At 59.1% G+C, this 15721-nt stretch carries 12 protein-coding genes; 3 read left to right on the plus strand and 9 right to left on the minus strand.

Annotated elements, in window-relative coordinates; all coding sequences use genetic code 11:
- Positions 1–310 precede the first annotated feature (310 nt).
- On the plus strand, positions 311–4225 hold the full coding sequence (locus LAP85_15510) for a carboxypeptidase-like regulatory domain-containing protein (GenBank protein MBZ5497810.1): 3915 nt from the start codon (positions 311–313) through the stop codon (positions 4223–4225).
- 328 nt (positions 4226–4553) lie between these two features.
- Here the strand turns inward: LAP85_15510 and LAP85_15515 are convergent, their stop codons facing one another.
- From LAP85_15515 to LAP85_15535, 5 genes are all read right to left on the minus strand, one after another.
- Complete coding sequence (locus LAP85_15515) at positions 4554–5132, minus strand: hypothetical protein (protein ID MBZ5497811.1); 579 nt, start codon at positions 5130–5132, stop codon at positions 4554–4556.
- A gap of 2 nt (positions 5133–5134) precedes the next feature.
- The gene (locus LAP85_15520) at positions 5135–5632 is read right to left on the minus strand and encodes an RNA polymerase sigma factor (protein ID MBZ5497812.1); all 498 of its coding nucleotides are present in this window, start codon (positions 5630–5632) and stop codon (positions 5135–5137) included.
- Between the two features lie 104 nt (positions 5633–5736).
- Positions 5737–7230, minus strand: a complete 1494-nt coding sequence (locus LAP85_15525; protein ID MBZ5497813.1) for a carbohydrate kinase — start codon at positions 7228–7230, stop codon at positions 5737–5739.
- Between the two features lie 201 nt (positions 7231–7431).
- Positions 7432–7875 carry a response regulator gene (locus LAP85_15530; protein MBZ5497814.1) on the minus strand — a complete coding sequence of 148 codons (444 nt, stop codon included), beginning with the start codon at positions 7873–7875 and terminating at the stop codon, positions 7432–7434.
- On the minus strand, positions 7872–8726 hold the full coding sequence (locus LAP85_15535; protein MBZ5497815.1) for a hypothetical protein: 855 nt from the start codon (positions 8724–8726) through the stop codon (positions 7872–7874). Before LAP85_15535 ends, LAP85_15530 begins: the two co-directional genes overlap by 4 nt.
- A gap of 724 nt (positions 8727–9450) precedes the next feature.
- Between LAP85_15535 and LAP85_15540 the strand changes: the two genes are divergently transcribed.
- Positions 9451–10746 (plus strand): Zn-dependent exopeptidase M28, encoded by a 1296-nt coding sequence (locus LAP85_15540; protein MBZ5497816.1) that lies wholly within the window; start codon positions 9451–9453, stop codon positions 10744–10746.
- Positions 10747–10775: 29 nt separating this feature from the next.
- On the opposite strand, the gene LAP85_15545 is transcribed toward LAP85_15540, so the two are convergent.
- Positions 10776–10958, minus strand: a complete 183-nt coding sequence (locus tag LAP85_15545; GenBank protein MBZ5497817.1) for a hypothetical protein — start codon at positions 10956–10958, stop codon at positions 10776–10778.
- A 19-nt stretch (positions 10959–10977) separates the two neighbouring features.
- Positions 10978–12222, minus strand: coding sequence for a DEAD/DEAH box helicase (locus LAP85_15550; protein MBZ5497818.1), 1245 nt, complete (start codon positions 12220–12222; stop codon positions 10978–10980).
- A gap of 494 nt (positions 12223–12716) precedes the next feature.
- Here LAP85_15550 and LAP85_15555 point away from each other — a divergent pair, with 494 nt between their 5' ends.
- Entirely contained in the window at positions 12717–13046 is a 330-nt protein-coding gene (locus tag LAP85_15555; GenBank protein ID MBZ5497819.1) for a hypothetical protein, read from the plus strand.
- 158 nt (positions 13047–13204) lie between these two features.
- Here the strand turns inward: LAP85_15555 and groL are convergent, their stop codons facing one another.
- Together groL and groES are read right to left on the minus strand one after the other, a co-directional pair.
- Entirely contained in the window at positions 13205–14830 is a 1626-nt protein-coding gene (groL, locus tag LAP85_15560) for a chaperonin GroEL (GenBank protein MBZ5497820.1), read from the minus strand.
- 55 nt (positions 14831–14885) lie between these two features.
- Positions 14886–15182, minus strand: coding sequence for a co-chaperone GroES (gene groES, locus LAP85_15565; protein ID MBZ5497821.1), 297 nt, complete (start codon positions 15180–15182; stop codon positions 14886–14888).
- Between the last annotated feature and the right edge of the window lie 539 nt (positions 15183–15721).

A 15721-nucleotide genomic window follows, 5' to 3' on the forward strand; every position in this document is an offset into this window, starting at 1 on the left:
TGCCACGCCACTACCTGAATGAAAAGCTATGGCTGGCGGAGGGCAGCGGAGAGTTCGGAATTGAGCGGAACAGTCGTTGACAATGCCGGCCCACTTGCCTACCATGGTCGCCATCTACGGATCTAGTTCCAGCCAACGCTCTTAGGGCACCTGCAGAGGCTACCGTTCGCGCCGGGCCGCCTTTGTGCAGGCCTCGGCGATTCAATGACCAAAGCCAGGAAAGACTCCCGGACAATCCATGCCTCTATGGCGGATTGGCGGTTTCCGAGAGTCCTTATCGCTCAGAAATGAGCACGAAGAAAGGCCAGACATGAAGACCTGTCATTGCACAGCTTTCCGGTTCTCGCCCGGCACGGCTCTGCTTGGATTGCTGGTATGTCTGATGGTGCCTGTGATGGCCCAGGCTCAGACCGCCAACACCGGAACAGTGCTCGGCGTGGTGGCCGATCCCTCCGGCGCTATCGTGCCCGGAGCGGATGTCGAACTCAAAGACCTCGCGACTGGCGATGTGCGCACTGCCGTCACGAATGAGATCGGCAGATTCACCTTCGTAGCGGTCAAACCGGGTACATATTCGATAACTGTAGCCGCACCGGGCTTTCAAAAATCGGTCGTAGAAAAGCAGGTGGTTGAGGTTTCCAAGTCTTACAACCTCAATTTCACCCTGAAGATAGGCATGAGTTCCGAAACCGTAGTGGTCACTGCCGCGGCTGGTGCCGAATTGCAGACTACCGATGCCACCGTAGGCGACACCCTCGGCGGCGACATGCTTTTGAAGCTCCCGAGTCTCGACCGCAACGTCGCCAGTTTTCTGCTCCTTCAGCCCAGCGCCATGCCGCAGCAGGCCGAAACCCAGAGCAGCAGATACGGCGGTCAGGTGGCTGGAGCGCAGAGCGACCAGAACACTTTCGTGCTGGACGGCGGCAACGTCACCAGCGGAGTCTCGGGAAACTCCGACTATTGGACGAACTATCAAGGCGCACCCGAGGGAGCCATTCCTACGCCAGTGGAAAGCATCCAGGAGTTCCGCGTGGCCACGAGCAACCAGGTAGCGAGCTTCAGCAGTTCGGGTGGAAGCCAGGTAATGCTTGTAACCAAGCGGGGCGGGGACAAGTATCACGGGTCTGCCTATGAGTATCTGCAAAACAAGTCCCTGAATGCCAATACCTGGGATCGGAACCGGCTGATTCCGTTTCAGCCCCGTCCCATGACTCAAGACAACCGTTTCGGAGTCACCCTGGGCGGGCCGATCCCCAAGTTGGGCGGCGATGAAAAGACGTACTTCTTCTTTAATTACGAGGGCCGGCGACGAAACGATTACAGCCAGATTACCAGGACGGTGCCGACAAGTACTCTCCGGCAGGGCATCCTGCGCTTCAAGGACGCGTCCGGCAACGTCATCTCCTACAATCTGTCGACTTCGACACAGTGCAGCCCGAGCGGCAGCCTTCCCTGCGATCCGCGGGGCCTCGGTTTGAATCCGGTGGTCAGTCAGATATGGAACCAATACATGCCTGCCGGGAACGATCCATCCAGGGGCGACGGACTGAACACGATTGGGTTCACCGCTCCGGGCAAGTTCCCAAACAACGATAATTTTGCCGTGATGCGGGTCGACCGCAATCTGACGAGCAACTGGCAGGTTATGGGAAGCTTTCGGTATTTCAAGCAGGTGCACAATGGGGGGGATCGCCAGATCGACATCGGCGGCTTGCTCCCGGGAGATAAGCTGGGCGTGCCATCGTCGCCGGCGTTCATTCCGCGACAGCCGCGCTACCTGGTTTTCGGTTTGACAGGGCGATTGACTCCCAGAACCGTGAACGAATTCGCCTTCAGCTATCTGCGCGATTACTGGTTCTGGCAGACCGACGGCTCCCGGCCTCAAGTTCCCGGCACGGACAGTGCATTGAATATCGCCGGCAACATGAATCCCCTGGACCTCACGGTCGGCTTGGTCCGGCAGCGTGAATGGAGAGCGCACAACTGGACCTGGAGCGACAACTTCAGCTGGGTGAAAGCAAATCACCTGTTGCAGATTGGAGGCTCGCTACGACGCAACGCAATTCAGTTCTGGAGAGACGACGCTCAGTCTGCTGTCGCGCAGCGCGTCTATCTGCTGACGGCGGGTCAGGGGCTCAATATACCCTCCATTTATCAGCCGCCGATTTGCAGCTCAACCGTTACCACCAACTGCCTGCCCTCGAACCAGACCAGCAACTGGAACAACTTCTATGCCGGCGTCCTCGGATTGACAGACAGAGCCACCTTGGTGGCGACGCGCGACGCCAACTTCAAGATCAATCCACTCGGGGCTCCCCTGGGTACTGACTCCCATTACAACGAATACAGCATATATGCCAATGATTCCTGGAAGGTGTCTCCCACGCTGACGCTCAATCTTGGACTGAACTGGAGTGCCGATGTACCCGAAACCGAGGTGCAGGGCAAGCTGGCGCTGGCCTACTACGCAACGGGCGAAGTTGTTATTCCGTCCGACTACATCGCGCAACGCGCCAAGGCAGCCCTCGCCGGAACTGTGTTCAATCCCATAGTAACCTGGAAACCGATCGGCAGCACCGATCGATCGTACCCTTATGATCCCACTTGGACCAATTTTGGGCCGCGGCTTGCAGTCGCGTGGAACCCGAGCTTCAGCAGTGGTCTTTGGGGAAAGATGTTCGGGAACAGGAAAACCGTCGTTCGGGCAGGTTTCGCCCGGCTCTATGACCGCCTGAACGGCGTGCAGAAAGTGATCGATGCGCAACAGGTACTCGGTTTCACGCAGACTCTCCTCTGCCTGGGACCGTCGATCAACGGGCAGTGCACGGGAAGCTCCGGCATCAACCCCTTGACCGGCTTTCGAGTGAAGATCGACGGCAACACGATTCCGCTGCCGTCCTATGTGGCGAATCAGCCTATCCCCGTGATTCCCGGCAACGCCACCGTTTCCGGCGCCAATCAGGCATTTGCCAACGCTTCCACGCAGTTGGCCCCTAAATTCCGCCCAGCCATCAACAACTCGTACAACCTGACCCTGCAGCGGGAACTGGGAAAAGGAACAATCCTCGAGATCGGCTACATACGCCGTGATGCCAGGAATCTGCTGGAAGGCATGACGCTCAACCAGGTCCCCTATATGATGGTTTACGGGGGGCAGAGCTTTGCACAGGCTTATGATGCCGTCGCCGACCAGGTGCGAGCAGGCATCGCTGCTGCGTCCGTCGCTCCACAGCCGTTCTTCGAAACCTCCCTCGCTGGAAGCAGCTACTGCAAAGGCAATCCCAGCTGCACCGCCGGGGTGGTAGCGAAATTCTCGAGCAACCTTCGCAACTCAAACGTCTTCGATCTCTTTAATGGCCTGCAGAGTTCGTTTGTTTTCGGGCCGGCAACGGCTGCCGGCACCCAAATCAACGATTTCCTGTATTTTACGGATTACGGCAAGTCCAGCTACAACGCCGGCTTCGTGTCCCTCAAGATGCGGGATCACAAGGGATTGTCTTTGAACGGCAACTTTACTTGGGCTCACTCTTTGGACAACGGCGTGGTAAACCAGGACATTGATTCCTACGTTGCCAATTCCTACAACACTTCCTATGGGTGGGGCAACTCGGTTTTTGACCGCAAGTTCGTCTTCAACGTGATGGGGCTATATAACATGCCCTTCCATGCCGGCAATCCCGTTTTGCATCAGATCGTCAAAGGGTGGTCGATTGCGCCGATCTTCAGCTGGTATACCGGCCTGCCGCTCAGGGTCACGGTCGGGTCCGGTCAGGAGTTCGGGCAGGGGGCAACGACTACGGCAGTCGGAGCCGTGCTGATGCAACCCAATACCTTCGGAAACTCCGCGCACCAGGGCGTCACGGGCAGTGCCGGTATCGGCACCAATGCGAATCCGGCAACAGGAGGGACCGGGCTGAACCTCTTCGCGGATCCGGCGGCAGTTTTCGCCGCTTTCCGGCCGATAAGGCTCAGTCAGGATACTTCGTCCAGTGGATACTGCCTGCGCGGGCAGAACCGGTGGAACTTTGACATGGCCTTGTCCCGCCAGTTCAAAGTCAGCGAGCGCGCAAGCTTCGCGCTGAGCGCTCAGTTCTTCAATGTTTTCAACCACGTGCTGTTCAACGATCCGGGCCTGAGCCTGCAGAGCCCCACCGCATTTGGCGTGATCACATCCCAGATGAACTCACCGCGCCGGATTGAACTGGGCCTGCACATAGATTTCTAGCGCAAGTCGGAAGGTCTGGCCATGGCGGGCTGAACTGTTGGTTCAGCCCGCCCTTTCTCACATCCCGACTTATGAGGATTTCCATCTGCCCCGAAAATGCTCTTTGGAGTGTGGCACAGAGACGGAGCGCCGAAGGCGTCTTGGAGTGCGGCGGCACGACGCCGCCTTGGGCATCCCGATATTGGAAAGCGGCGCCATGGCGCCGCACTCCAAGACGCTGCGCGCTCGGTCAGTCATTTTCATGCTTCACAGGGTGGGCCCAGGCCCGTGAACCCCTGTGCCAAAAGGCTGAGAAGCACCCCCCTTTCTCCGGCTGCGAGGCAGGGCGCTATTTTTCCAGGTCTCTAAGATAGCGTTCGAGCTCGCCTCGAACCTCCCGGGAACGCGATTTCGCCCTGCGCCACGCGACGGCCAAAAACGCGGTTCCGATCGCCATTCTCTGAAGGGCGTCCACGGCATTTTCACGGAGGTTGATGGGCCTCGGCGCAAAGAAAAGGATCAGCAAAGCCAACACGGCAAGCGCGATCATGAACCGCTGGGAGTAGCGTTCGAACCGGACCCGCGTTTCCACCTGGTGGTATTCACTCCCTATGAATTCCAGCATGCTGGCAGTGGCCGGTTCGCGAAATCGGCGAACCAGCAGTGCCATTCCCGCGACGCCGTCGACCAGCAGCGCCACCGCGAAAAGCCACGCTGCTATCCGGCCGGCTCCCGGAGGCATCACCATCAAAGACGCTCCGACCGCAAGCAGGGCGAAGAGAAGACAGAAGACGAACCTTGAAAGCTCGTCGGACCGTTGCAGGTCGCGGATCGCGCTCGTGCGGAGAAACTGGACTGACCGCGACATGCGCAACGGCGAAGGAACGGAACGGTTCTGCCATGCCGACTTGAATTTTTCGAGTTCCATGTTCAACCTCCGCAGTAGCGCTGTGTAAAAGTTTTTTTCAGGCGACTGATGTTCACTCCGACGTGACTCTTGGTCAGACCGGTAACCTCGGAAATCTCACGATAACTGAGGTCTTCCAGGTAGAGCAGAAATACTGCGCGATCGATCTCTCCGAGAGAGCCCAGAAATTCCTCCAGGATCAGAATTTCATTTCCGGGGCTGGACGGCGCCACGGGTTCCGGACTTGATTCGCCAATGGGCCTGCCCGAGGGCTTGACGCGGCGGCCGTTCTTCCTGCGAAACGTCATGGCAGTGTTCAGCGCCACCCGATAGACCCAGGTGGACGGGGCGGACCTTCCTTCGAACCCGTCGAGTCCCCTCCACATCTGAAGCAGGATTTCCTGGCAGAGATCCTGGCACTCCTCGGCGCCGGCGTAGCTGCGTGCGATCGCCAGAATGCGGCGCTGGTTCGCGGCAACGACGTCCTCGAACCAGCGCTCCTTCGTATCATTCCCGGCCATGTGGATCTCCCATCACTAGTATTAGTCGCCGGCGCGGGCCCAAAATTACAGGATCCGAAAACAAATGGGGGCGCGGCCGGAATCGCTCCGCCTTCGATCCCATTCTACATTTTCCGCTCGAGTTGTTGTTCCAGGAGCTCAAGCCACTTCTGGTATGCTGCGGAGAGAATCCGGCCGCCGTCCTCGTCAGGCTGGACGGTCAGGATGCGATGTAGGCCCGCAAAAGCCTCCAAGGGGGACTTGTAGATTCCGGCCCCGATGCCCGCACCCCGGGCCGCACCTTGGGATCCGTCGGTGTTGTAGAGCTCAATCGCCGCACCCGTGAGATCTGCCAGTGACTGCCGGAAGAGCGGGCTGAGGAACATGTTGGCATGGCCTGCCCGGATCACCGACGGGCGGATGTTGAGGATCTCCATGATCTCGATGCCGTACTTGAAGGAGAACACGACACTTTCCTGGGCTGCCCTCGCGAAATGAGCCTTGTCGTGAACATTGAAGTTCAGGTTTGAGATCATGCAGGAGATATCTGCATTCCCCAGCATGCGCTCGGCCCCGTTTCCGAAGGGCAGGATCATAAGGCCCTTCGAGCCGGGAGCCACGCCTGCTGCTAGATCATTCATGGCGGAGTAATCCATTGGTTCAAACATGTTTTTTTTGATCCAGGAATTCAGGATGCCTGTGCCGTTGATGCAGAGAAGCACCCCAAGCCTCGGTTCGTCCGGCTGATGGTTCACGTGGGCGAAGATATTGACCCGGCTCCGGCGGTCGCACGTGGTATCTCCGGTCACTCCGTAGACGACACCGGAAGTCCCGGCCGTTGCGCCGATCTCTCCAGGATTCAGGACATTCAGCGAGAAGGCGTTGTTCGGCTGATCACCCGCGCGATAAGCTACCGGAATGCCGGCATCCAGCCCCAGCTCGTGCGCGACCGCGGCCAGAAGCCTGCCCTGCGTTGCGAAAGTCGGCACCAGTTCCGGAATGAACGAAGGATCGAACCCGTAATAATCCAGGACAGTCCGCGAAATCCCGTTCGAACGGAAATCCCAGAGGATTCCCTCGGACAGGCCCGAAGCGGTCGTGCATGCTTCCCCGGTCATTCGCATGGCAGCGTAGTCGCCGGGAAGCATGATCTTCCAGATCATCGAATAGAGGTCCGGCTCGTTGTCCTTCACCCATTTCAGCTTGGATGCCGTGAAATTCCCGGGCGAATTCAGAAGGTTGTGCAGACAGACGTCAGGGCCGATCTCCCTGAAAGCTTTGCTGCCGATTTCTACCGCCCTGCTGTCACACCATATAATGGAGGGGCGCAATACCCGCTTCTTATGATCCACTATCACGAGGCCATGCATCTGGTAAGAGATTCCGATGCCGCCTATGCTTCCCTGCTTGATCCCCGATTGTTGCAGCGCCTCACGGGTGGCCAGCACCAGATTGGCCCACCAGACCGAAGGTTCCTGCTCGGCCCAGCCGGGCCTCGACGACAGGATCTCCATTTCTGCCTTGGGATAGAAAGAGGAGGCGAGGCATGTGCCGGTTTCTGCATCCAGGATGCTGGCCTTGACCGACGAACTGCCCAGGTCATAGCCTAGTAAGTGCATGGGCTCATCCTCTGCAGTGGGCATTGTATTAGGATTTTGTTTGGATCCAAAACATTTCCAGTGGGACGGGCTGGGCCCGGACATATCGGCGTTACAGGGCGGTTGGCTTCGGAGGGCGGGCAAAGGCAGGATCGTCTTCTCGAAGTGTTGCCGCCGGCGAGTGCAGCCGGTCGCCATAGTTGTCTTCGACGAGCAGGATGTTCACGGATTTTTGGGGCGGGAATACCTGACCGCGATTGCAAACTCCTCAATCTGCTTGACGATGTGGCGGAGCTTGCCGAAATCCCCGGTTTTGGTAAAGAACCTGCATAGACCGTCGGTGTAGCCTTTGCAAATGGCGGCCTCGGACCCGGAGGTGGTGAAAACGGCTACCGGAGTTCCCGTCATAGCCGGCTCGGCCCTTAACTCAGCGAGCACTTCATGGCCGGATTTCAGGGGCAAGTCCAGGTCCAGGACGACCACGTCCGGGCGGGGCATGCCGACATAGTCGCCTTCCCTGCGCAGGTATCTCATGGCCGCCAGCCCATCGCCTACCACATGCACATTGGCGGTCATTTTGGCAGCCTCGACAGCCTCCGAAAAGAGGATGACGTCGCCTGGGTTGTCCTCAACCAGCAGAATGTCCGTGGCAGCAGCGTCAGTCATGCAGTGCCTCCTCCCGCCCCGGGGAGAGTAAAATAAAAAATTGTACCCTCGCCGACTTTCGAGTCAACCCAGATCCTGCCGCCGTGGCGCTCGACAATCTTTTTGCAGATCGCCAGGCCGATACCTGTGCCGGGGTACTTTTCGGTGCTGTTCAGCCGCTGGAAGATCCTGAAGATGCGATCGTATTGGCCCGGCGGAATGCCGATGCCGTTATCACGCACTGAGAGCACCCAATCGTTTCCTTCGCGCCTCGCGCCTATATGGATTTCCGGCGACACATCATCGCGGCGGAACTTGATGGCGTTGCTGATTAGATTTTGAAGCAGCTGTGTCACCTGCGTTGCGTCCGCCACGACTGCCGGCAGCGGGTCGCGCGTGATCTGGGCGCCCTGCCCGGCGATAGCGGTTTGGAGGTTGGCAAGCGCGTCCTCCAGAGCATCCTCACAGGGTGTGGGTTTGGGCTGAATTTCATTAGCCCCGACACGCGAGTATGCCAGCAGGTCCATGATCAACTGGGACATGCGATGGGCGCCGTCCACGGCCAGGCCGATGTACTGGTCGGCCTTGTCATCCAGCTTACCCCGGTAGCGATCTCGCAACAAACCCACGAAGCCGGTCACCATCCGCAAGGGTTCCTGGAGATCGTGGCTGGCGGCGTAGGCGAACTGTTCCAGATCCTTGTTGGAGCGGGCCAGTTCCTCGGACTGCCGGGACAACTCGTCCGCCTGCCGGATCAACCGCTCGTTCGTCCTCGCCAGTTCGGCCGCCTCCTCTGCTTTGGCGGTTGCGAACGCCTCCGCCCACTGCCTTCTTCGGAAGCGCTCCGCCAGCAGGCTCAATGACAGGCCCATGCCGGTGAAGATCGCCAGCGAGATCGCCGAGCCGGGGCTGTCGAAAGAGAGCAGCCCGTATGGAGGCAGGAACCAGTAGTCCGATGCCAGCGTGGACAGTATGGTGGCCAGCACACCCGGCCCGCCCCCTGCGACTGTCGCCACCAGGAGGACAGCCGGGTAGAATGTGATGAAGCTCGCGTGCAGATCGCCAAACGTGCGGTACAGCCACCACCTCGCCAATGCCGCCAGGGCGACGATCGCCACAGCGAAGGCATAGCGAAAGACTTGTTTCAGCCGCATTTTGCTCCTTTCGGCACATCCGGCTTCGAGGCCAAAAACGTCTACGGAGTGGTACTTGGCAATTACCAATGTGCCTGTTCCATTGTATGCGATTCAACCCAATCCTCGCCTTTATCTTATGAACTTCCGATTGGGAATTCAGCGGCAATTCCGCCGAATGATCCCTCGGGAAGGAAAAAGCATTGGGTTCATCATTTGCTAGCCATTCTGGCGGCCACATGGTGTTAGACTGCCGATATCCGAACACCGACGGCGAGCCGATCAGGGTTCGGCAACCGAAGTACTGAGAGGAGAAGCCTCAGAGGGCCGCGGGCGGCCCGCCGCAAGGCTATGCTTTGCGTTCAGCGCGGACTCTCTGCTTCGATCTGGGGCCACAATTCACTGGACTGGAGGAGACGTGATGCGAAGGAGATGGGCAGTTCTCGGGGCGCTGGTTGCCTGGATGTTGAGCACCCACGGCGTGGCCCGCCCCATAGCGTTCCAGGCACAGGCGGTTTCAGGGGCGCAGTCCGGCGCCGGCAGTGCCGGAGAGGACCCGGTGCGGCCGCTGGTCGGCCGACTCGACCTCGAGAAGTACAAGGCCACCATCAAGGGCTTGACCCAGTTCGGCGACCGCCGCCAGGGCACAGACCGTAATCGGGCCGCGAACGATTGGATTGAGGCTCAACTTAAGAGTTACGGCTGCTCCGACGTCGGGCGGATCAAATACGAGTATGCTCCCGCGGCGCGGGCCGGCGGGGCGGGCGAAGCGGGTCGCGGCGCCGGGGTCACATCTGGAGGCGGCAGGGGTGCCGCAGGTGCCGCGGCAGGGGGCGCCGGCCGCGGGGGCGCCGGAGCGACCGGCGCCCAGACGGCGGCAGCGCAAGGGCGTGGTCGAGGGAGCGCGAATCCCGTCAAGGGAAACCGCGGGCCCACCGGCGTGAACAACGACCCTGCCAAACAACCCGATCCGAAGATCCGCGAGCTCGATATGCAGCCGTCAACCCCGGGGCAGCGCGAGGAGGTTTATTGCACGAAAATCGGCTCGACACACCCGGAAGAGATGTATATCCTCGGCGGCCACATGGACGGCATCGGCTACGGGGAAGCTGCTAACGACAACGCGTCGGGTGTAGCCCTCGTGATGGAGTTGGCCCGCATCTTCAGCGCTCCCGATGTCAAGACCGACCGGTCGATCCGTTTCGTTTTATGGAACAACGAGGAGACGGGCCTCAACGGCGCGCGGACCTATGTGGAGCAGCGCGGGCCGTTACAGGGCAAGGAGGATCCGCCCGGGTCGGGCAAGTACCCGGAACCGAAATGGCTCGGTATGGTTCAGCACGACATGATGCTGTACGATCACGGGATGCCCGGTCCGGACGGCAAACTCCCCGCGGAGCAGCGTGCCGAAGCCGACGTGAACATCGAGTTCGCTGCCGCGGCGAAAATGGGAGCCCAGGCTCAGGAACTTGCCTGGGTGTTCAAGAATGCGAACGACCGTTACGCGACGGACTACCCGGCGGTCGTGGGCAACCGCATGAGCAACACCGACTCCGCGGCGTTCCAGGACCTCGTCGCAGCCATCAGTCTGCGCGAGGCCGAAAGGCTGAGCCAGGTGGGAAGCGGTTGGGACCCGCACTGGCACCAGCCGACGGACGTCTTCACGACTTTTTCAGACAAGGACTTCCGTCTCGGCCTGAACGCTGCGCAGACGACGCTGGCGGCGATTGCGCAGCTCGCGGGTGCGAAGCTGAAATAGCTTCGCAACGCCAGTCGCAGTGGACAGGATCAAGGCTCCGGGTTGTCGTTTGGTTCGGTTTCTTCCACGAGCCGATCGGGTGCCGTGGCATTATCGCGCTCCGTTGCTCTTGCCTCCTTGCGTCCTCTGCGCGCCTCACGTTTCTCGAGGGCTCGTGCATTGCGCTTTAGCTCCTTCTGGCGCTTGAGGAAAGATGGTCTCTTGGTCGTCATGGTGTGTCCCTCTCATTCCTTAGGATCTGGCGACGCGACGCCTGACGGTGATGCTGGGCCGAAATCGCCGACGATTTCTCCGGACTAGGGGCGGACAGGCTTGAAGCGCACCACCCTCTCCCGGCCGGCTGGCCGATGCGAAGTTGCCGAAGTCGAAGCCCGGCAAACGCCGCCGTTCAATGCGTGCACCCAGCACCTTTTCAATCTCACGCACCATAGCTTCATCGGCCTGCGCGGTGAATGAGAACGCCTGACCGGTCTGATGGGCGCGACCCGTGCGTCCGATACGGTGCGTGTAGGCGTCGGGCGTATCGGGCATGTCGAAGTTGATGACGTGGGAAATCTGCGAGACGTCGATGCCGCGCGCCGCAATGTCGGTAGCAACAAGTATGTCATACTTGCCGTTGCGAAAGCCATCGATCGCTTCCTGGCGCCGGTTTTGGGTCATGTTTCCCTGCAGCGCCGAAACCCGATAGCCGTTCCTCTCAAGGTTGACGGCCAGATTGTGCGCCCGGTGCTTGGTGCGTGTGAAGATCAGCACGCGCCCGGTAGGCGTCTGCTCGAGCACCGCGAGCAGTAGCTTCGATTTGAGCTCATTGGATACCGGATAGAGCGCGTGTGAAACGGTCTCGATGGGCGCCATGGCTCCGACCTGCACCGGGACCGGATTCTTGAGGATGCTGTCGGCCAGCAGGCGAATGTCGCTGGGCATGGTTGCGGAAAAGAAGAGCGTCTGGCGTCCTGCGGGCAGATGTCTGAGGATGCGGCGAATGTCGGGCAGGAAGCCCATGTCGCACATGCGGTCCGCTTCGTCCAGCACCAGCACCTCAATTCGGGACAGATCGATATTGCCATCGTCGATGTGATCGAGCAGGCGGCCGGGACAAGCGACGATAATCTCGACCCCGCGGCGCAGCGCCGCTAGCTGGTTGTATTTGCTCACGCCGCCGTAGATGGATACACTGCGAACTTTGCTTTGCCTGCCCAGACTATTAATCGCATCGTGGATCTGTTCGGCGAGCTCTCGCGTAGGGGCGAGAATCAGAGCGCGCACCTGTCGCGCCGGGCCTTTGGCCAGCCGTTGCAGTATGGGCAGGACGAAGGCTGCCGTCTTGCCGGTGCCGGTCTGTGCCAAACCTATGACATCGCGCCCCTGGAGCACGATGGGAATTGCCCGGCGTTGAATGGGTGTCGGTGTGGTGTAGCCCACCGCCTTGACGGCGGCGGTGATATGCGGATCTAGCGAAAACTGTTCGAAATTCAGAAAGTACTCCTTGACTCCATTGAGCCAAGTCGCACTCTCAGCCCGATGATTTTTGGCAAATTGATTTGCCGGTCATGGTGCGGACACATTGTCCGCGCCACGCTGTAAATATAGCAGTCCTGGAGCGGCACAACAAGTCTGTGATGTGCTGCAACAGGGCAAACACCGCCAGACTGGAAATCGTGAACCTCTGTCCCGGTTTGGCCATCTGGCCTCTGCGCATCCCGGGGACACCCAACAAAGATCGCACAAGTAACCGCTGAGATCTTCCTTCCCGCAACCATCACAATTACACAGGCTCGCCGCCAAGCTGACTCTTCGGGCCGCACCAAGGGAATCGCGCGCCCGCAAACGAACCGCACAAACAGTGCCGGACTGGTGTATAATAGCTTTGAGCCTGCGAATCGAGCCTCTCCGATTACAGATGCCACACATCCGCATAGAAGAGATTCGATTTTGTCGAAGGTCGGCTTTTCAAAGGAAGGTGGCATTGCATGGCAAAAGATCTCGTTTTACAACTACGATACCTTGGCATGCTCCCTCACACTGGACATCGCGAGTACCGATTCCAGATCGAGGCCCATGACAAGAGCGTTCGAACCGTTGCCTTAACCATCGATGACGGCATCTTTCGGAAAAATCAGCTGATGTTTCAGGAGGCGCCCGATCTTTGCTATCAGAAGTTGCTGGCGGACGTCATCAACGAGGCCGCCGGCGCGCCCATCTGCAGCCTCGCACCGGTTACCGAATCCGAAATTGCTTCATACAGGAATGCTCACCCGACCGGCAAATTGCGAAAGACAGCCGCCAGACAGCGGGTGTAGCTCGAAAGCAGCACCAGTTCCCGTTTTTTCGGCACCCCATCTCGACGAACCGGTCCCCGGGCAGGATTCCCGGCGAAGCACACCAAGGCTGATGACCACAAAAAAAGCTCGTGGAATGAAGCCACGAGCTTTTTTTGACGTTCGGATCATCCAGCGTTTCAGTACATGTCGCCCATGCCGCCGCCCTGAGGCATGGCAGGAGCCTTCTGATCTTCTTTGATCTCCGAAACCAGGGCTTCCGTCGTCAGCAGCAGCGCCGCGATCGACGCCGCATTCTGCAACGCCGTCCGCGTCACCATCGTCGGATCGATGACCCCTGCGGCCACCAGGTCCTCGTACTTCTCGGTCTCGGCGTTGAACCCGAAGTTCAGCTCGCTGCTCAGGCGCACCTTCTCCGCCACCACCGCTCCTTCATACCCGGAGTTGTTTACGATCTGCCGCAGCGGCTCCTCCAGGGCACGGCGCAGGATGTTGCTCCCGATCGCCTCGTCACCTTCCAGCTTCAGCTTATCCACCGCAGGCACGCAGCGCAACAATGCCACGCCGCCTCCCGGCACGATTCCTTCCTCTACGGCGGCCCGAGTCGCATGCATCGCATCTTCCACGCGCGCCTTTTTCTCCTTCAACTCGGTTTCCGTCGCCGCTCCGACCTTGATCACCGCTACACCGCCCACCAGCTTCGCCAGCCGTTCCTGGAGCTTCTCACGGTCGTAATCCGACGTCGTTTCCTCAATCTGAACCCTCAGCTGCTTCACGCGGCCCTCGATGTCCGAATGCTTCCCGGCGCCCTCGATAATAGTTGTGTTGTCCTTGTCGATTGTGATCTTCTTCGCGTGGCCCAGATCCTCCAATCGTACGTTCTCCAGTTTGATCCCCAGCTCTTCCGAAATCACCTTGCCGCCCGTCACGATCGCGATGTCTTCCAGCATGGCCTTGCGCCGGTCGCCGAATCCGGGCGCTTTGACTGCGGCTACCGACAACGTCCCGCGCAGTTTGTTCACCACCAGCGTCGCCAAAGCCTCGCCTTCGATGTCTTCCGCAATGATCAACAGCGGCCGGCCGCTTTTCGCGATCTGCTCTAACATCGGCAGCAGGTCCTTCATCGAGCTGATCTTCTTCTCCTGCAGTAAAATCGAACAGTCGTTCAGCTCCACTTCCATCCGCTCGGCGTCGGTCACAAAGTACGGCGACAAATAGCCGCGGTCAAACTGCATTCCCTCGACCACTTCCAGTGAAGTTTCAATCGATTTCGCTTCTTCGACCGTAATCACGCCGTCTTTGCCGACCTTCTTCATCGCCTCGGCGATAATCCCACCGATGGTCTTGTCGTTGTTGGCCGATACCGAACCTACCTGGGAGATCATCTCCCCCTTCACCGGCTTGCTCAGCTCCTTCAGCCGCGCAACCGCCGCCAGCACGGCCTGTTCAATGCCGCGCTTCAGGCCCATCGGGTTCGCACCCGCCGCCACGTTTTTCACGCCTTCACGGAAAATCGCCTGCGCCAGCACCGTCGCGGTCGTCGTCCCGTCCCCGGCCACGTCCGAGGTCTTCGACGCCACTTCGCGCACCATCTGCGCGCCCATGTTTTCGAGGCCGTTCTTCAGCTCGATCTCTTTCGCCACCGTCACGCCGTCCTTTGTGATCAATGGAGCCCCGAACTTTTTGTCCAATACCACATTCCGGCCTCTTGGGCCCAAGGTGATTTTTACTGCATCCGCCAGCTGATTCACCCCGCGCAACAAAGCCTGGCGTGACTGTTCGCCATGTACGATCTCTTTAGCCATGAGTTCTCACCTCTTATCTTCCCGCAATTAGAATACTGGTTGTCCCTGGGACGGCTTACTTCCCTTTCAGCAGCACCGCCAGGATCTCCTCCTCACGCATGATGACGTACTCCTGGTCATCAATCTTGATCTCCGTCCCGGCGTATTTCCCAAACAGTACCCGGTCTCCTGCCTTTACATCCATGGGTGACCGTTTGCCGTCCTCCATTATTTTCCCCGGTCCTACGGAGATTACCTGTCCTTCCATGGGTTTCTCTTTCGCCGTGTCCGGAATGATGATGCCGCCCTTGACCGTTTCTTTCTCCTCGATCCGCTGCAGAACTACCCGATCGTGCAAAGGTCTTGCTTTCATATCGTTAGATCCCCCTAGTTATTAATGCCGCTTCCCCGTTGACCAGCTCTGTCTCCCTCAGCATCCTCAACTGACAAGAGAATTAACCCTCTTTATACTCTTGGCGCGCTTCGCGTGTCAGTTCAGTACTGCTCACACCTCTGATCAAAATTGCTCATCTTAGTTTTGTGAGGTGAAACTGCAAATGGGGCCGATGTGCTGGGTGAGGGAGACCCTAGTGAGAGAACTGCCTGATCGACCCAGGGCCGCTGCGGGGGATCGTGACCCGTCATTTTCTGCAAAGGAATTTTGCCTGCTCCACCCCTCCACTACTTGTATAAAAAATAGCCATAGACTGAAAGGGATCAGGATGAAATCCTCATAGCTCGCAGAGCATGAGGCCGTGCCAGCGGATCCACTGTGGTGCGTAAGCACAGAAGAAGCGAGAATGATGTCACCGGCATCCCCGGCGCCCCTCCCCAGCGCTCACCGGATGATGAGGGCGAACTCGAGATGACGAAACCGAAGGCAGGAAACCTTCCCTCCGCAGTCAGGAAGGA

The organism is Terriglobia bacterium (assembly GCA_020072565.1).
Taxonomy (GTDB): domain Bacteria; phylum Acidobacteriota; class UBA6911; order UBA6911; family UBA6911; genus JAFNAG01.